Annotated in this window: 12 protein-coding genes; 3 read left to right on the top strand and 9 right to left on the bottom strand. The window is 74.9% G+C overall.

What is annotated here, in order from left to right:
* The first annotated feature begins 123 nt into the window (after window positions 1-123).
* Window positions 124-1,464 carry a PspC domain-containing protein gene (locus AB0O40_RS21750; RefSeq protein WP_365044022.1) on the top strand — a complete coding sequence of 447 codons (1,341 nt, stop codon included), beginning with the start codon at window positions 124-126 and terminating at the stop codon, window positions 1,462-1,464.
* A complete protein-coding gene (locus AB0O40_RS21745; protein ID WP_365044019.1) occupies window positions 1,454-1,663 on the top strand; it encodes a hypothetical protein in 210 nt (69 codons plus the stop codon). Before AB0O40_RS21750 ends, AB0O40_RS21745 begins: the two co-directional genes overlap by 11 nt.
* A gap of 40 nt (window positions 1,664-1,703) precedes the next feature.
* Here the strand turns inward: AB0O40_RS21745 and AB0O40_RS21740 are convergent, their stop codons facing one another.
* From AB0O40_RS21740 to guaA, 4 genes are all read right to left on the bottom strand, one after another.
* Window positions 1,704-2,210 (bottom strand): DoxX family protein, encoded by a 507-nt coding sequence (locus AB0O40_RS21740; RefSeq protein WP_365044016.1) that lies wholly within the window; start codon window positions 2,208-2,210, stop codon window positions 1,704-1,706.
* A 19-nt stretch (window positions 2,211-2,229) separates the two neighbouring features.
* A complete protein-coding gene (locus tag AB0O40_RS21735; protein ID WP_365044014.1) occupies window positions 2,230-3,498 on the bottom strand; it encodes a hypothetical protein in 1,269 nt (422 codons plus the stop codon).
* Window positions 3,499-3,578: 80 nt separating this feature from the next.
* Entirely contained in the window at window positions 3,579-4,385 is an 807-nt protein-coding gene (locus AB0O40_RS21730; RefSeq protein WP_365044012.1) for a class II aldolase/adducin family protein, read from the bottom strand.
* A gap of 131 nt (window positions 4,386-4,516) precedes the next feature.
* Entirely contained in the window at window positions 4,517-6,097 is a 1,581-nt protein-coding gene (guaA, locus tag AB0O40_RS21725; protein WP_365044009.1) for a glutamine-hydrolyzing GMP synthase, read from the bottom strand.
* Between the two features lie 337 nt (window positions 6,098-6,434).
* Between guaA and AB0O40_RS21720 the strand changes: the two genes are divergently transcribed.
* On the top strand, window positions 6,435-6,734 hold the full coding sequence (locus tag AB0O40_RS21720; protein WP_365044006.1) for a chorismate mutase: 300 nt from the start codon (window positions 6,435-6,437) through the stop codon (window positions 6,732-6,734).
* Between the two features lie 545 nt (window positions 6,735-7,279).
* Here AB0O40_RS21720 and AB0O40_RS21715 read toward each other — a convergent pair.
* From AB0O40_RS21715 to AB0O40_RS21695, 5 genes are all read right to left on the bottom strand, one after another.
* Window positions 7,280-8,917 carry a peptidase gene (locus AB0O40_RS21715; protein WP_365044003.1) on the bottom strand — a complete coding sequence of 546 codons (1,638 nt, stop codon included), beginning with the start codon at window positions 8,915-8,917 and terminating at the stop codon, window positions 7,280-7,282.
* Window positions 8,918-9,187: 270 nt separating this feature from the next.
* Complete coding sequence (locus tag AB0O40_RS21710; RefSeq protein WP_365044000.1) at window positions 9,188-10,966, bottom strand: GMC family oxidoreductase; 1,779 nt, start codon at window positions 10,964-10,966, stop codon at window positions 9,188-9,190.
* Between the two features lie 9 nt (window positions 10,967-10,975).
* Window positions 10,976-12,583, bottom strand: a complete 1,608-nt coding sequence (locus AB0O40_RS21705; RefSeq protein ID WP_365043996.1) for a succinic semialdehyde dehydrogenase — start codon at window positions 12,581-12,583, stop codon at window positions 10,976-10,978.
* Between the two features lie 137 nt (window positions 12,584-12,720).
* Window positions 12,721-14,361 (bottom strand): serine/threonine-protein kinase, encoded by a 1,641-nt coding sequence (locus AB0O40_RS21700; protein ID WP_365043993.1) that lies wholly within the window; start codon window positions 14,359-14,361, stop codon window positions 12,721-12,723.
* A gap of 103 nt (window positions 14,362-14,464) precedes the next feature.
* Window positions 14,465-17,572 carry a serine/threonine protein kinase gene (locus AB0O40_RS21695; protein WP_365043990.1) on the bottom strand — a complete coding sequence of 1,036 codons (3,108 nt, stop codon included), beginning with the start codon at window positions 17,570-17,572 and terminating at the stop codon, window positions 14,465-14,467.
* Window positions 17,573-17,643 lie beyond the last annotated feature (71 nt).

Raw genomic sequence — 17,643 nt, 5'->3', positions numbered from 1 at the left:
TGGTCACATGCGCGGTGGGGGCGGGACATCAGGGCATCCCCCCAGTTCCGACCCGGAGATCTCAGGGTTGCACCAGGGTAGGGCCGGATACCGGCAGCTCGGCGGGACCGTCACCATGGTTCCATGACCGAGCACTCCGACTCCCCGACCGGGGGGAGCACCGCGACGACCGCCCCGGGTGATCCGGCCGCGGCCGAGCGGCCCCCGCTGCGCCGCAGCCGCCGTCAGCACGTCCTGGCGGGTGTGTGCGGGGGGCTGGGCCGCCATTTCGACCTCGACCCGGTGATCTTCCGGATCGTGCTGGGCGTGCTCGCCGCCACCGGCGGCGTGGGTCTGATCTTCTACGGCTTCGCCTGGCTCTTCGTCCCCCTGGAGGGCGACGAGGAGAACGAGGCGAAGAAGCTGCTCACCGGCCGCATCGAGGGCGCGACGCTGGCCGCGCTGCTCACCTCCCTGGTCGGCTGCGCGCTCTTCCTGGTGATGCTGGACAACGGCGGCCTGGGCGTCTTCTCGATCCTGGTGATCCTCGCCGTCGGCGGGGCGGCCTACTGGTCCCAGAAGCGCCGCAGCGAGCCCCGGGACACCCGCGTGGAGGCGGCCCTGGCCGGGCACGTCCGCGCCGAGGCACCGCCGGAGACCCAGGCCCCGCCGGTCCCGGCCTCCATGTCGTGGTGGCGGGACCCGCTGGTCAAGGACGGCACCACCGGCCCGGTGGGCGCGCCCTACCTGTGGGGGCCGGACGACGCCGCCGAGCCGGCCGCGCCGCGGCGGCCGGCCGGACCGCAGCAGCAGGCGGCCCCGCAGGCCGCCCCCGCCGGGGCCGTCGGCCGGCCCCGCGGCATCGGCGGCCGGACCTTCCTGCTGGCGCTGCTGGCGGGCGGCCTGGCCACCGGCCTGAGCTGGGACACCAACCCGCTGGGCACGGCCCTGCAGACCGGACTGGCCTGCGCCCTGGCGGTGTTCGGCCTCGGCATCGCGGTCAGCGCCTTCCGGGGGCGCACCGCCTTCGGCACCTTCCTCCTCGCCCTGGTGACCGCCGGCCTGCTGATGGCGGCCACCGTCCTGCCCCGGGACATCGGCACCGACTGGACCCGCACCACCTGGCGGCCCGCCTCGACGGCCCAGGTGCAGCCCCGCTACGAGGCCGCCACCGGCGACTTCCGGCTCGACCTGAGCGCGGTCTCGGTCCCGGCCGGCCGCACCCTGCCGGTGTCGGTGGAGATCGCCGCCGGCCGGCTCGAGGTGGTCCTGCCGGCCGGGGTCACCGCGAAGACCGCGATCGAGGTGGGGGTGGGCCGGATCCTGCTCCCGCTGCCGGGCGAGCACCCGGACTACATCCGCATCCAGCACGACTACGACAAGACGTTCACGCTGCCGCAGCCGGCCGGGATCACCCCGGGCGGCACCCTCGAGCTGCGGCTCAAGGCGGGCGTGGGCCAGGTGGAGGTCACCCGTGCGTCATGAGTTCCAGCCCGGCCGCCTGGTCGCGGGCATCGTCCTGATGGTGGCGGGGGTGCTCTTCGCCCTCGACTCCCGCGGGGAGCTGGCGGTGCCCTGGTGGGCGCTGCTGCCGATGCTCGCCGGGGGCCTCTCGCTGGCCGCCCTGGCGGGCTGGGCGGCGTACCTGGTCCGCCGCGGCCGCCGCCCGGCGGGCCGCGGCTGACGGGCGGACCTGGACGCGGTCCGGGCGGGCGTACGCGTCGTCAGGAGCGCCGGGCGGCGCGGGCCGCGGCCCGGCGGGCGTCGAGCGAGAGCTCGGGCGTACCCGCGAGGACCAGCGGCAGCCAGGCCATCAGGTAGATGAGGTCGTTGCCGTAGTAGTACGGATCGCTCTGCCAGCTGACGGTCAGCCACAGGCTCAGCGAGATCAGCGCACCCCCGGCCGCGGCCAGCCGCCCGTACAGCCCGGCCAGCACGCCCAGCCCGACCAGCAGCTCCCCCACGGCCAGCAGCACCGCGAAGCCCACCGGCGCCTTCAGCGCCAGGTCCACCAGCGCCGGCACGGCCGAGGAGTCCCGGACGCCGTGCATCAGCTCGCCGATGGAGCCGGTACCGGAGGACTTGAGGAAGGCCGAGTCGGTGAGCTTGTCCAGTCCGGCGTAGACGAAGGTCACGCCCAGGAAGACGCGCAGCGGCAGCAGCGCGTGGCGGGCGGCGCGCGCCCGGAGGGCGGCGAGGTCGGGGCGTTCGGAGAGTCTGAGGCCGGTCACGCCCCCATGGTGCCCCGGCTCATTCCGCCACGTCGATGGTGCAGCGGTTGGATTCCACTCCTGCCGCGGTGACCACCTGCACGTCCACCCGTCCGGGCTCCACCTCGACCGGCACCGGCACGGTCAGCACCTGGTCGGACGGGTTGGCGAAACCGCCCGGCACCGGCACCAGCGGCACGTGCACGTGCACCGTCCCGATCCGCACCACCAGCCGGGCCAGCATCTCCGGCGTCTGCGCCCCGGGCGGCACGAACCCCACGCCCCGGATCTCGATGTCGTCGCCGGTCCGGACGGCCGCGTCCAGGTCGCCGGGCTCCCGGTGGCGGACCACCGACAGGACCATCGGGCGGCTGCCCTCGGCGTACTTCGCCGCCAGGTACACGGCCGCGGACAGCCCGGTCAGCACCGCCAGCGACCAGGGCAGCTGCGGCAGCCGGTCGGGGTAGCGGGCCAGCGAGACGGCCGCGAAGACCAGGGTGACCGTGCCGACCAGCACGTACTGCGCGTCGGGGAAGCTGCCCCGGCCCGCGTCGTCGGTGAGCAGGTCCGCGCCGCGCGGCCGGTCGGCGGGCAGCTTCTGGAGCCGCTGGCCCAAGATCCGGACGGCCACCACCCGGCGGACCACCACCGCGACCGCCGAGGTGATGCCCAGGACGGCCAGCAGCGGCAGCGCCCGGGACAGCGCCAGGCCCGCGTACAGGGCCTCCCGCTCGGGGCCCGGCGAACTGGCCGCCAGCCGCACCGCGGGCAGCAGCGCGGCGAAGGCCGCCAGCAGCAGCCAGGCGCAGGGCACCGTCTTGGAGGTGGAGAGCCGGTTGTCCTCGCCGACCAGCGGGGCCAGCAGCCCGCCCCGGACGGTCTGCGCCCGGGCGGCGACGGTGAGCAGCAGGGCCAGCAGCACGGCGGCGAGCAGCCCCGCGGTCCGGGCCGCGGACCAGCCGGTGCCCAGCGCGGTGCCGACCTGCACCACCAGGAGCACCCCGGCGGCGATCCAGACGGCCAGCACGGCCCGCCGCGAGAGCAGGTACAGCCAGGAGTGCCCGGCCGCCCGGCCGCGCTGGGCGACCGTCCGCGCGGACTGGGTGAGCTCGTCGGAGACCCACTGGCGGGAGGCCCCGGCGGACCGGGCGACGGCGGCGGGCAGCCCCTGGCCGGCGGCGAACTCGTCGCGCTGCTCCAGGAAGGCGGTGACCGCCCGGCGGTGCCCCTCGCGGGCCCCGTGCGGGCAGTCGTCGCAGGTGCAGCCCCCGCCGTGGGTACTTCGGTGGTGGATCTCTTGGACAGCCACGTGCGTGCCGCCTCTCTAACTACCGTGCAGTGCCTGCGAATTGTGCACCACCCCGGCAGTGCTCCCGGCCGCCGCCGACGTCAGAGGGGGTGAGTTCCCGTACGTGATGTTGACCCCGCCGTCCCGGCGACCCGCTGCCACAGCGGCTGGTAGTTGATCCACGCGACCAGGTCGGTGCCCAGCTGCTCGCGGGTGGCGACCGCGCTGCGGTGGTCGATGGGCACCGGCTTCCCGGCGGCCCGGGCGGCCAGCTGCACCTGGCAGCAGCGCTCCATCGCGATGAACCACCAGGCGGCCGCGTCCACCGAGTCGCCGACGGTCAGCAGCCCGTGGTTGCGCAGGATCAGCGCCTTGTGCGGGCCGAGCGCGGCGGCGATCCGGGCGCATTCGGCCGGGTCGACGGTGACGCCCGTGTACTGGTCGAGCAGGGCGTGCCGCTCGTAGAAGGCGCAGGCCTCCTGGGTGAGCGGGTCGAGCAGTTCGCCCAGCGCGGCCAGCGCCCGGCCGTGCACGGAGTGCGTGTGCGCGACGGCGACCACCCCGGGCCGGGCCCGGTGGACCGCCGCGTGCACCGCGAAGGCGGCCTGGTTGACGTGCTCGGCGCCGTCGAGGACCCGGCCGTCGCCGTCCACCAGCAGCAGGTCGGCCGGGGTGACCTGGGCGAAGGAGCGGCCGAAGGGGTTCACCCAGTAGCAGTCCTCGAACTCCGGGTCCCGGGCGGTGAGGTGCCCCGAGACGCCCTCCTCGTAGCCCAGCTCGCCGAACAGCCGCAGCGCGCCGGCCAGCCGCTCCTTGCGGTACGCGCGCTCCTCGGCGGCGCTCTCGTGCCGGGGCGGCATCGCGAACCGCAGCCGGTCCACCGGTACCGGGTCGGGCCTCTGGGACATGGCGCTCCTTCGCGTCGGCACGGCTGGCGGGCGCAAGGTACCGGGGGCCCGTGAAGGTGGCCAGAGGAACGGCGAAGGCCGCCGCCCGCACCCGAAGGGCGGACGACGGCCTCAGCGGCGCACCGGGGGGATCACTCCCACTCGATGGTGCCCGGCGGCTTGCTGGTGCAGTCCAGGACCACGCGGTTCACGTCCGGGACCTCGTTGGTGATGCGGGTGGAGATGCGGGCCAGCACCTCGTACGGCATCCGGGTCCAGTCGGCGGTCATGGCGTCCTCGGACGAGACCGGGCGCAGCACGATCGGGTGGCCGTAGGTGCGGCCGTCGCCCTGCACGCCCACGCTGCGGACGTCCGCGAGCAGGACGACCGGGCACTGCCAGATCTCGCGGTCCAGGCCGGCCGCGGTGAGCTCGTGGCGGGCGATGGCGTCGGCCTCGCGCAGCAGGTCCAGGCGCTCCTTGGTGACCTCGCCGACGATGCGGATGCCCAGGCCGGGGCCCGGGAAGGGCTGCCGCTGGACGATCTCCTCGGGCAGGCCCAGGTCCTGGCCGACCATCCGGACCTCGTCCTTGAACAGCTGGCGCAGCGGCTCGACGAGCTGGAACTCCAGGTCCTCGGGGAGGCCGCCGACGTTGTGGTGCGACTTGATGTTCGCGGTGCCGGTGCCGCCGCCGGACTCGACGATGTCCGGGTAGAGCGTGCCCTGGACCAGGAACTCGACGGGCTGGTCGTCCGGGGCCTCGGCGATGATCTCGGCCTGGGCCTGCTCGAAGACGCGGATGAACTCGCGGCCGATGATCTTCCGCTTCTCCTCGGGGTCGGAGACCCCGGCGAGGGCGGTCAGGAAGCGCTCCTGCGCGTCGACGACCTTCAGCTTCACGCCGGTCGCGGCGACGAAGTCCTTCTCGACCTGCTCGGTCTCGCCCTTGCGCATCAGGCCGTGGTCGACGTACACGCAGGTCAGCTGGTCACCGATGGCCTTCTGGACGAGGGCCGCGGCCACCGCGGAGTCCACGCCGCCGGAGAGGCCGCAGATGGCGCGCTTGTCGCCGACCTGCGCGCGGATGGCCGCGACCTGCTCCTCGATGACGTTGCCGGTGGTCCAGTCGGGCTTCAGGCCCGCGCCCCGGTAGAGGAAGTGCTCGAGGATCTGCTGGCCGTGCGTGGAGTGCAGCACCTCGGGGTGGTACTGGACGCCGTACAGCTTCTTCTCGTCGTTCTCGAAGGCGGCGACCGGGACCACGTTGGTGGACGCGGTGACGGTGAAGCCCTCGGGCGCGGCCGAGCAGGCGTCGCCGTGCGACATCCACACGGACTGGTGCTCGGGGGTGCCCTCGAAGAGCGTGGAGCCGGCCTTGCTGACGGCCAGCGGGGTGCGGCCGTACTCGCGGGCGCCGGTGTTGTCGACCGTGCCGCCGAGGGTGACGGCCATCAGCTGGAAGCCGTAGCACATGCCGAAGACCGGGACGCCGGCCTCGAACAGGGCGCGGTCGATGGTCGGGGCGCCCTGCTCGTACACGGAGGACGGGCCGCCGGAGAGGATGATCGCCTTGGGGTCCTTGGCGAGCATCTCGGCCACGGGCATCGTGCTCGGCACGATCTCGCTGTAGACCCGTGCCTCACGGACGCGGCGGGCGATGAGCTGGGCGTACTGCGCGCCGAAGTCGACTACGAGGACGACGTCCGGGGCGGCGGAGGGTGCTTCTGGCACGGCGGGCCTTCCGGCAAGAAATGAGGGCTTGTTTTGTCGATTCTAACGGGGCCCGTACACGCGTCTTCGTCTCACCATCCGAAGCCGGGCCCCGGCCGCTCCTGTCTCACCATCCGAACCGGCTTGGCCGCGCAGGGTACGGAGGGGGATACTCCGTACCGTGCGCAAGCAGCTGAGCTTCCTCTTTACCTATGGCACCGGCCGGTCCGGTCGCCATGGGTCGTCGTGATGCTCGCTTGAGCCGCTGAAACCACCCAGAGCGCCCCCGGCCGACAGGCCCGGGGCGCTCTGTCGTCGCGCGGGCCGGTCGGTCACCTTCTTCCGACTGGAGTACGCCATGACCCTCACCGCCACGAAGACCGCCGCCGAGACCACCGGCGCCGGGACCGCCGAGGCCGCCGAGCTGATCGCCGGGGCCCGGGACCGGATCGACGCCCTCGACGACCGGATCATCGGACTGATCCAGGAGCGGATGGCCGTCTCGGCCGTCATCCAGGAGGCCCGGATCACCTCGGGCGGGCGCCGGGTGAACCTGTCCCGCGAGATGGAGGTGCTCGCGCACTACAGCGAGGCGCTGGGCAAGCCGGGCACCGGCCTCGCGATGACCCTCCTGGAGCTGTGCCGGGGCCGCGTCTGAGGCCCGCGTCCGCAGGGCCCGGACCGCATCGGGGCCCGGGCGTCAGCACGTGCGAATCGGCTCTCACCCGTACGGCCCGTGACCGCCCCCCGGGGGCTTCGTTGGTGTGGGTGTCCGTGCCAGCCAGGCGCGGACGGCACCAACCACGCGTGGCTCTGCTGGAGCGATGAGACGTACGGCCCGTGGAGCGTACGTCGTGGGACCTCGCTCCGGTGCGTGACCGGTAGGCAGGGGACAGCAGCCCGGTCACCCCAAGGACGGCCGGCTCCGGGGACGCCCGGGGCCGGCCGGTCCGGCGCCTTCCACTTGTCCCTGCTCCCCAGCACCCCGTCTCCGCCCCGCCGCGTCGTCCTGGCCGGAAAAGGTCAGTACGGCCGAAATGGTTGCGGGCCCGCGGCCCGTCGAGCACGATGCAGTCACTGGTCCACGCGGTGCACCCCCCGGCGCCGCGGCCCGGTTCCGGCGCTGCCCTGACGCCGGGCCGGGGATGCGAAGGGCCCTGCGGAAACGTCTCCGCAGGGCCCTTCGCCGTGTCCGGGGGCGGGTCAGCCGTGGCGGCCCGGGCGGCGGCGCCGGGCGCCGATGACGACCGCGGCGCCGGCGGCCACGGCGGCGGCCGCGGCGGCGGCCAGCGTCCGGGCGTCCGAGCCGGTGTGGGCCAGGTCGCCGCCGGGCGCGGTCGCGGTGGCGGTCGGCGTCGCGGACGGGGTGGTGGTGGGCGTGGCCGAGGGGGTCGGGGAGGCCGAGGCACTGGCCGAAGGCGACGGCGAGGAGCCGGGGGCCGGGACGGAGTGCGTGCTGTTGAGCACCACGGCCGCGGTGTTGTTCGCCTTCTTGGTGTCGAAGGGCAGCGGGGCCAGGACCGGACCCGGCTGCCAGCCGCCGACCGAGACCGAGCCCTTGGCGTCGGCGACCACCCGGTCGACCGTCAGCTCGAAGGGGAAGGCGACCTTCTCCTTGTCGAGGATGGTGTAGTCGGTCGCGCAGCGGTAGCGCGGAGCGCCGAGCTGCTGCTGGCGCTGGGTGCCGTCGGTGTTGGTGGCCGAGCAGCCGGCCGGCTTCTTGGTGACGCGGGCGCCGGCCGGCACCTTGAAGTCCACCAGCGCGATGGATTCCGCGGAGCGGTAGTAGATCCAGGCCGGGCCCCGGTTGCGGAAGCCGACCGAGGCCTTGACCGTCTCGCCGGCCTTGCCCTTGAGGGCGAGCGCGGTGGCCGCGAAGTCGGCGGTGTTGGGGGTCTTGAAGTCCGCCTCCCGCTCGTTGTCACCCGGGTCGAGGTCGCCGCCGGCGCCGTAGCCGGCCGGGGTGGCCGGGGCCCGCTTCAGCTCCAGCCGGTGCGCACCGGCGGCGCCGGTGGCCCGCAGCGCGGAGCGGTCGGCCGGACCGGCCTCGCGGATCTTGTAGAGGAAGACGTCGTACCAGGCCCGGCTGGTGGCGCGCAGGTGCAGGGGCGCGTCCAGCTCGTAGAGGTAGCCGGCGTCGAAGGAGCCGGTGAAGGTGCAGACGGTGGTGCCGAAACCGCGGCCGTCCGCGCTCCGGTCGGGGCGGTAGGCGCAGTTGTCGTACTTCTCGACGAACTCCAGGCCGCGGCTGTGCATCAGCTCCAGCACCACGCCCTTGGCGGCGCGGGTGCCCTTGTTCGCGAAGGCGATGGGGGTGGCCTGGCGCTGGCCGACCTTCATCGTGTTCTTGAGCTTGAGGCGCTGCATCACCAGGTCGGGGCCGCCGACCGTGACGTTCGAGGTGAACGGCTTGAAGGTGATGCCGGGCGCCTTGCCGGTCACCTTGATGGCGCCGTGCTGGCCCTTCTTGCTGCCCTTGGCAGCCTTCAGCTGGAGGCTCACCACGCCGGTCAGCCCCGGCGGGATCTCGTAGCCGGTGCAGACCAGGCGCGCGCCGTCGCGGGCGCAGTCCGCCCCGTCCTCGGCCGTGACGTCCGCGATGCCCTTGAGCGCGCTCAGGTCGAAGGTGAGCGCGTACCGGCCGCTGAACCCCTTCGACGTCGGGGTCTCGACGGTGAAGTCGGCCCTCGCCGCCTTGGCGGTGCCGGAGGCGGCGTACGGCCGCAGAGCGACCTCGGAGAGCCCGCCCACCACGTAGTCGGGGGTGCCGGCGGCCTGCGCGGGGGTGGTCAGCCCGAGGGCCACGAGGCCCGCCGCGGCCAGCAGGGAGATTCGTCTCATGACCGCTTCGACCTTCGAATATCGAACGAGGTTGCGCATTCCGAGATCACGAATTGGGGACGATGCCCCGAGCCCGAGGGGTATGTGACCTGGATCACAACGGAATTCCGGGATCCGGTGCACAACCATCGCCCGCCCGAGCGAGTCACATTGGGGGTACCACCCAGCGGTAGCTGGGGGCGGATCCAACGCTTCGGCATCGGATCCCGCTCGACCGCGAGGGGCTGCACCAGGAGGGGGGTGCAGCCCCTTTCGTCGTCCGCAGGGGCCCTACTCGGCACCCTCGGCGCGCTTGGGGACCTCGGGTACGGCCAGGAAGGGCAGCCGCAGCGCCCCGAAGGCCTCCTTCGGCACGGCCGGCGCGGCCGGCTCCACCGCGGCCAGCCGGACGTACTCCCCGCCCTGCTCCGGCCGCCGGTCCGCCTCGCCCTTGTTGGGCCAGAAGGACATCGCGCGCTCCGCCTGCGCCGTGATGGTCAGCGACGGGTTGACGCCGAGGTTCGCGGAGACCGCCGAACCGTCGACCACCGAGATCCCCGGGTGCCCGTACAGCCGGTGGTAGGGGTCGACCACGCCCTCCGCGGCCGAGCCGCCGATCGGGCAGCCGCCCAGGAAGTGCGCGGTCAGCGGGGTGCCCATCAGCTCGCCCACGTTGCTGCCCGGGAAGCCGTTGATCTCCTCGGCGAGCAGGGTCGCGGCCTGTGTCGCCTCCGCGATCTGGGTCGGGTTCGGGGCGCCGTGCCCCTGCCGGGCGGTGAGCAGGCCCTTCCCGATCCCGCCCGGCTTGCGGTAGGTGGTCAGGGAGTTGTCCAGGGACTGCATCACCAGGCCGATGATGGTCCGCTCCGACCAGCGCCGGTTCGAGAGCGAGCGCAGCATCTGCAGCGGGTGCTTGGCGGTCCGCCCGAACCAGGCCGCCACCCGGTGCTTGTGGTACGGCACCTGGAGGACCGTCATGAAGCCCATGGCGTTGGAGCCCTTGCCGTAGCGCACCGGCTCGATGTGCGTGTCGGCGTTGGGGTGCACCGAGGAGGTGATCGCCACGCCCCGGGTGAAGTCCGCCGGCCCGCCGTGCTTGCGGCGGTAGCGGCGGTCGTCGGTCTGCGCGCCGACCAGGCCCTCCGAGTTGGTCCGGGTCAGCTCGCCCAGCCGCTGCGACAGCCGGGGCAGCTCGCCCCGGTCCTTCATCGCGTGCAGCAGGGTCTGGGTGCCGTACGTCCCCGCCGCGACGACCACGTACCGGGCGCGCAGCACCTGCGCCGCGCCCTTGCGGCGGTCGTCGGTGGGGACGGTGCGGACCCGGTAGCCGCCCTCGGGGTGCTCGGAGAGCGCGGTGACGGTGGTCATGGGGCGGATCTGAGCCCCGGCCTTCTCCGCCAGGTGCAGGTAGTTCTCGTTGAGGGTGTTCTTCGCGCCGTGCCGGCAGCCGGTCATGCACTCCCCGCACTCGGTGCAGGCCTTGCGGGCGGGGCCCGCGCCGCCGAAGTACGGGTCGGGCACCTCCGCGCCGGGCCGCACCTTCGGCTGGCCCTCGGCGTCCTCGCCGTCGCCGAAGAACACGCCGACCGGAGCCATGTGGAAGCTGTCGCCCACGCCCATCTTCTCGGCGGCGGCCTTCAGGTGGACGTCCGAGGGGGTCATGGTCGGGTTGAGCCGGACCCCGAGCATCCGCTTGGCCTGGTCGTAGTACGGGGCCAGCTCCTCCTGCCAGTCGGTGATCGAGGACCACTGGCGGTCCTGGAAGAAGGCCGGCGGCGGGACGTAGAGGGTGTTGGCGTAGTTGAGCGAGCCGCCGCCGACCCCGGCGCCGGCCAGCACCATGACGTTGCCCAGCAGGTGGATGCGCTGGATGCCGTACAGGCCGAGGGCCGGCGCCCACAGGTAGTTGCGCAGGTCCCAGGAGTTCTTGGGCAGGGTCTCGCGGGTGAAGCGCCGGCCGGCCTCCAGCACGCCGACCCGGTAGCCCTTCTCCGTCAGCCGCAGGGCCGAGACCGAGCCGCCGAAGCCCGATCCGATGACGATGACGTCGTAGTCGTACCCGTCGTCCATCACGGCCCCCTATCGCATCCGCAGCGCCTTCATGACCCGCAGGCTGCGGGTCATGAAGGCGGCGTACGCGTCGTCGGACATGCCCAGCGAGGGCGCCATCGGCAGCAGCCGCTGGTGCGCCACGGTCTGGGCCTCGGTGTACTTGAGGATGCCCTCGGAGCCGTGCCGGCGGCCGAGGCCGGAGTCCTTCATGCCGCCCATGGGCGACTGGACGCTGCCGTAGGCGGGGGCGTAGCCCTCGTTGATGTTGACGGTGCCGGTGCGCAGCCGGGCGGCGACCTGGTGCCCGCGCCTGGCGTCCTTGGTCCACACGCTGGCGTTGAGGCCGTAGGGCGTCGCGTTGGCCTGCGCGATCGCCTCGTCCTCGTCCGTGAAGCGGTAGATCGAGACGACCGGGCCGAAGGTCTCCTCGGCGCAGACCGCCATCGGGGCCTCGACCCCGTCGAGGATGGTGGGCTCGTAGAAGAGCGGGCCGATGTCCGGCCGGGCGACGCCGCCGGCGACCAGCTTGGCGCCCTTCTCGACGGCCTCGTCGACGTGCCGGCGGACGGTCTCCAGCTGGCGCTCGCCCACCAGGGAGCCCATGTCCGCGCCGTAGGCGAGGGCGCTGCCCAGCCGCATGGCCTTGGTGCGGGCCGCGAAGCGGGCGGTGAACTCGTCCGCGATCGAGGCGTGGACGTACAGCCGCTCGATGGAGATGCAGAGCTGGCCGGCGGAGGAGAAGCAGGCCCGCACGGCGCCCGCGGCGGCCTTCTCGACGTCCGCGTCGCGCAGGACGAGCATGGCGTTCTTGCCGCCGAGCTCGAGGGAGACGCCGACCAGCCGGGCGGCGGCGCCCTGCGCGACCTCCCGGCCGGTACGGGTGGAGCCGGTGAAGGAGACGTAGTCGGCGTGCCGGACCACCTCGGGGCCGACCACCGGGCCCTCGCCCAGCACCACCTGGAAGACCTCGGCGGGCAGCCCGGCCTCGATCAGCAGGTCCCGGGCCCACAGCGCGGTCAGCGCGGTCTCGGTGTCCGGCTTCATCACCACGGCGTTGCCGGCGACGAAGGCGGGCAGCGCGTCGCCGACCGACAGCTCCAGCGGGTAGTTCCAGGGCGCGATCTGGCCGACCACGCCGCGCGGCTGGCGCAGCTCGGTGACCTTGGTGAGGGTGGGCATGGCGCCGGCGTGGCCCTTGGGGCGCAGGTACGCCGGGGCCTTGCGGCCGTAGTGGCGGGCCGCGACGGCCACCGCCTGGACCTCTTCGTGGGCGTGCAGCCGGGCCTTGCCGGTCTCCAGCTGGATGAGGTCCAGCACCTCGGCCTGGCGGGCCAGGACCAGGTCGTGGAAGCGGAGCAGGACCGCGGCCCGGGCGCGGGCCGGCAGCGCGGCCCAGGCGGGCTGCGCGGCGCGGGCCCGGTCGAAGGCCCCGGCCACGTCCTCGGGGGTGGACTCGGGCAGGTCGGCCAGCTTCTCCCCGGTGAAGGGGGTGTGGTTCGCGGTCCGACCGGAGCCGGCCACACCGCGGGTGAGGCGGGCGACCAGATCGGGGGTGACGACGTCGGCTGCGGTGCGAACGCCTGCCGGTGTGGGTGCCACGGGATTGGTGGGGGCCGGGGCCTGCGAGTCCGTCATGGCGGTGAGCGTATGACGATCGCCCGCCTTTGGGTACCCGCCGGTAACCATATTTTGCCTACGCTGCCAGCATTCACTGGCGCGTACCGGCCGCACCCCCGTGGAAGCCCCTGCTCAGCGGCCCTCCGGGGCGGCCGTCAGCGCGGCTGCCAGTACCTCAGGACGATGTCGAACTGGTCCCGGGTGGTGTCCCAGTCCTTCTCCGGGCCGGACATGTAGAGCGCGTACTCGGTGCCGTCCTCGGCCACGTACATCTGGTCGATGGCCCGCCGCGGACCCGGGTGGTCCTTCCGCTCCAGCCAGGAGAACTCCCAGATCGCCGCGTCCGTCTGCCCGCGGAAGGTGTTCGGGTGCGGGGCGGTGATCCGCCGGTACTGCGGCAGCCGGGTCCTGACCGTGTTCTCCACGTCCAGCACGTGCAGGTACGGGTTCTCGAAGTCGGGCGTGGTGTCGCTGCTCAGCCGGATCCGGTGCTTGCCGTTGTCGGGGGTGTAGTCGATCTGGTCGCCGTCCATCCGCCGCTTCCAGCCCACCGGCACGGCCAGCGTGAAGCCCGCCGGGTCGGTGACCCGCCGCCAGCCGGCCGGCACCGCGCCCTGCGCCGGGCCGTCCGTGGTGGTCACCGGGGTGCCGCCGCCCTTGGCGTCGCGGCCGTCCTGGCCGGCGTCCCGGTCCCGGCCGTCGGCGTACTTGAGGGCCGCGAAGGCCACCCCGCCGCCGACCAGCGCGGCCACCAGGGCCACCACCGCCACCCGCCGGATCCGGCCGCCCTCGGCACCGGACCGGCCCCGGCCGCGCCCCCGCCCGCCCGGCCCCGGGACCGCCGGAGCCGGCGCGCCCTCGCGGACGAACTCGTGCCCCTCGGGCAGCCGGGCCGTGCCGCCCGGCTCGGCCGGCGGTCCGACCGTGACCCGCTGGGTGGGCACGTACGCGTGCGCCGACCGCGGCTCGCGGCCCTCCATCGCCTCCAGCAGCATCCGCTCGGCCTCGGCCGCGCCCGGCCGCTCCCCCGGCTCCTTGCGCAGCAGGGCCGCGATGACCGGGCCCAGCGCGCCGGCCTGCCGGGGCGGCGGCGGCTCGTCGTTGACCACGGCCGCCAGGCTGGAGATCGGCGAGGTACGGCGGAACGGCGACCGGGCCTCGACGGCCGTGTACAGGGTGGCGCCCAGCGACCACAGGTCGGAGGCCGGGTCGGGAGCGCCGCCGGTGACCCGCTCGGGGGCCAGGTAGTCGATGGAGCCGACCAGTTCACCGGTCCGGGTGATGGAGGAGTCGCCCTCGATCGCCGCGATGCCGAAGTCCGTGAGCAGCACCCGGCCGTCCTTGGCCAGCAGGACGTTGCCCGGCTTGACGTCCCGGTGCAGCACGCCGACCGCGTGGGCGGCCCGCAGCGCGCCGAGGACGTGCAGGCCGATCCGGGCGGCCTCGCGCGGGTCGATGTGGCCGGCCGCCTTGGCCGCGTCGGCGAGCGAGGGACCGTCGACGTACTCCATCACGATCCAGGGCCGGTCGTCGTGTTCGAGGACGTCGTGGACGGTGACCACGGCCGGGTGCTGGATCCGGGCGGCGGCCCGGGCCTCCTTGCGGGTCCGCTCGACCAGCACGGCCCGGTCGGCCTCCGCGACGTACAGACCCGCCGTCAGTTCCTTGACGGCCACGATCCGGTGCAGCAGTTCGTCGTGCGCGCGCCAGACCTTGCCCATGCCACCGCTGCCGATGGGCTCGCCGAGCCGGTAACGGCCCGCCAGTACCGAGCCCGCGCCTGTCCTGTGTTCCACGAATTCCCGCCGCTCTGTGCCTTCGGGGTCAGATTACGGAGCGAAGTCGCCGCCGGGGTACCACGAAGGGCCTGCGAGACCGCACTGTGACGGAACTGTCGGCTTAGCGCGTGACCCGGTAACTGGCCGTGGCCCGCTCGTAGATCTCGGTGACCTTGTCGCGTCCGGAGTCCGGTCCGATGACCAGCAGGACGTGGTACCGGCCACCGGAGACGTAGACGCGGTTGCGGGCGTACACGGAGCGTCCGCTGCCGTCGGTCCACGAGTACTGCCCTTCGGCCATCTTCCGGCTGCCGACGGTGATTTCCCGGACCCCGGTCTGGCTGCCCCAGCTGCTGCTGCGGACCGGTTCCAGCTCGCGCTCCTTGTCCCGCTGGTAGCCGAGTGGGTCCCCGGCACCGGCCGCCGGATCGCGGCCCGGTACGACGATCAGCTCGTAGTCGCCGTCGGAGTAGCGGACCTGGCCGCTGTCGTTGAGCGGCCGCCGCTGCCAGCCCTTGGGGACCGCCACCTCGAAGCCCTCGGTGTCCTTGCTGACGGTGTATCCGGCGCCCGGATCGGCGGGCGTGGCCGGGGCGGTGGTCTGCGGCTGGGTACCCGAACCCGACTGCTTCGGCGAGGGCGCGGGGCTGGGACGGGCCGGCGGCGCCGAGGAGGCCGGGGCCTGCTGCGGGGTGGCCGCCGGACCCACGTCCTTGGCGGTGGGCTCGGACTTGGGCATGAAGACCAGGGCGTACCCGACGAACCCGGCCATCACCAGCAGCACCGCCAGCAGCAGGGTGCGGCCCAGGGACCGGGCCGGCCGGCGGGGCGCGGCGGCCGGGCGGGCCGGCCTGGGCGCCTTGGCCTCCCTGGGCTCCCTGGTACGGGGCTCCTTGGGCGGGCGCCGTTCCTTGGGCGCGCGGGGGGACTTGGGGGGCGGGGCCTGCCGGTGCCGGCCGTGCTGCGCGGCGGCGGCCTCGCGGGCCGCCCGGCGGCGCCGCACCAGCTCGCCGCGGCGGCGGACGATCGGCAGCTTGGTGGCGTCCGGCGCGGGCAGCGGCACCGCGCGGACGCCCGCGTCCGGCTCGGGCGCGGACCGCACCAGCGAGCGCAGCCAGCCGCGCAGCTCCTCGAAGTCGGGTCGCTCGGTGGGGTCCTGACGCAGCAGGGACTCCACGACCGGGCGCAGCGGGCCGCACTCCTCGGCGAAGGCGGGCGGCTCGGAGCAGACCAGCTCGACCAGTTCGGCGGCGCTGTCCTCGGGGTAGGGGGCGTGGCCCTGGACGGCCCGGTACAGCAGCGCGCCCAGCGCCCACAGGTCGGTCGCGGGCCCGACCGGCGCCGCCAACTGCCAGTTCTCGTGCACCGCGACGGCCTGCTCCGGCGCCCACCGCTCGGTCACCGCGCCGACCACGTTGATCCGCGTCTGCCGGGCCCGCTCGGCGGCGAGCGGGGTGACGGCGGCGGGGGCGGGACGTGCGGTACCGCCGGCGGTGGCTTGGGCGGGTGCTTCCCCGTGGCCGGGCGCTTCTGCGTGGCCCGCGGCCCGGCCCTGGCCCGGGACTCCGGCGGGCCGGCCGGCGCGCTGCCCATCGCCGGTGCCATGGCCGTTGGCCGGCCCGGCGCCCGGCCCGCGGTCGGTACGGGGGGCTCCGCCGGGGGCGTCGTACGGCCCGGGCCGGGCCTCGCCCCGGCCGGGCCCGGCGGCTCCGGACCCCGGCGGACCGGCGGCCGGTGCGTACCCCTGCGGCAACGCGGGCCGCGCGGGCAACGCCGGCAACCCCGCCCGCTCCGGCCCCCGTCCGGCCTCCCCGGCCGTAGCCGGGGCGACCCCGCCGGCCGGCCCCGCCCCGTCGGGGGACGGCTGGGCGGCCGGGCCGGGCGGCAGGCTGCGCGGGGTCGCGCCGTGCCAGGGGGCGGGCGCGGCCGGCCGGTCGTCGGGGCCGCCGCCGTACGGGTACGAGTAGCCCTGCGGGAGGTTGGAGCCCTGGGGGCGCGGCGGTTCGGGGGCGGCGATCCGGCGGGTGGCCGCGGCCTGGGTGCCCGCCCGGTAGGCGGCGATGGCCCCGGCCCGGGCGGTCGCCTTGAGGTCGGCCCCGCCGGGGGTCGCGTAGCCCGGCGCCACGGTGGGCGCCTGGGCCGCCGCGGCCTGCCCGGGCACCTGGCCCGGGGCCCCGGCCGGCCCGGCTCCGGGCCCCTGCCCGGCCCCCGGCGGCCCGCCCGCACGACCGGAGCCCGGTCCCGGCCGGGCCTCCGGCAGCCCGCCTGCGCCGTCCCTGCCGGCATGCGCGTCACCGGACCCCTGGTCCGGCCAGGAACCCGGCAGCACCCCCGTGTCCCCGCCGCCACGACCGGACTCCGCGGCACCCGGACCCTGCGCCGGCACCTGCTCCGGCCAGGCACCCGGCAGCACACCGGTGTCCCCGCCGCCAGGGGCGGAGTCCGCAGCGGGGGAACCCTGTGCCGGCCAGGCGCCCGTGCCCGGGTCGTACGACGCGCCCGGTGCGGACCCGCGGCCCGGCTGGACCGGGGTACGGCCCGGCGGCAGCGCCGCCGCACGGCCCGGGGCGCCCGCGGGGCGCGGACCGCGGGCCGCGGGCGGGGCGCCGGCGGGCTCCGGCGGCGGGGCCGGGGACGGGTCCGCCGGCGGGACCGGGTCGTAGCCGCAGAGGGCCTCCTCCGCGGCGCCGGCGGCGAGGCCGGTGAGGACGACCCGGCCGTCCTCGCAGACCAGCACGGTCCGGACGGTGATGTTGCGGTGGGTCCAGCCGTGCGCGTGCAGCACCCGCAGCGCGGTCAGCACGTCGGAGGCGACCTCGGCCGCGCGGTAGGGGTTCATCGGGCGGTCCGCTATCAGCGCCGCCAGCGGCCGGGCGACGACCAGTTCGCTCACGATCCAGAGCGAGCCGCCCTCGGCGAAGACGTCGAAGACCTGGTCCAGCCGCGGGTGGTCGGGTATCCGGGCGGCCGCCTGGGCGGCCTCGATCGCCCGCCGCACGCCCGGGTCCGCGGGCCGCCGGGTCGCCCCGCGGGGCGCCGGCGGGACCGCCCGCCCGTCCGCCTCCAGCAGCTCGGCGTCCACGACCTCCGGCAACGGCACCTGCCGGACCAGCACTTCCTGCCCGCTGTGGGTGTCGAAGGCCCGGGTCTCGACCAGCTCGTACGCGTCGGAAGGGGGCAGCGGCAGACGGTAGCGGTCGGCGAGCACCCTTCCCGCGTACTCCTCCACGACGCCTACCCCCTAGTGCCGTTCCCCCGTCACCGCTCCCTCACGATACGTCGCGCGGTCCCCTCGCGTCG

Origin of the sequence: Streptomyces sp. NPDC089919 (assembly GCF_040684615.1) — a bacterium.
In the GTDB taxonomy this organism is placed as follows: domain Bacteria; phylum Actinomycetota; class Actinomycetes; order Streptomycetales; family Streptomycetaceae; genus Streptomyces.
Note: the sequence above shows the minus strand (reverse complement) of the source record. Positions and strands in the feature narration are given on the sequence as shown.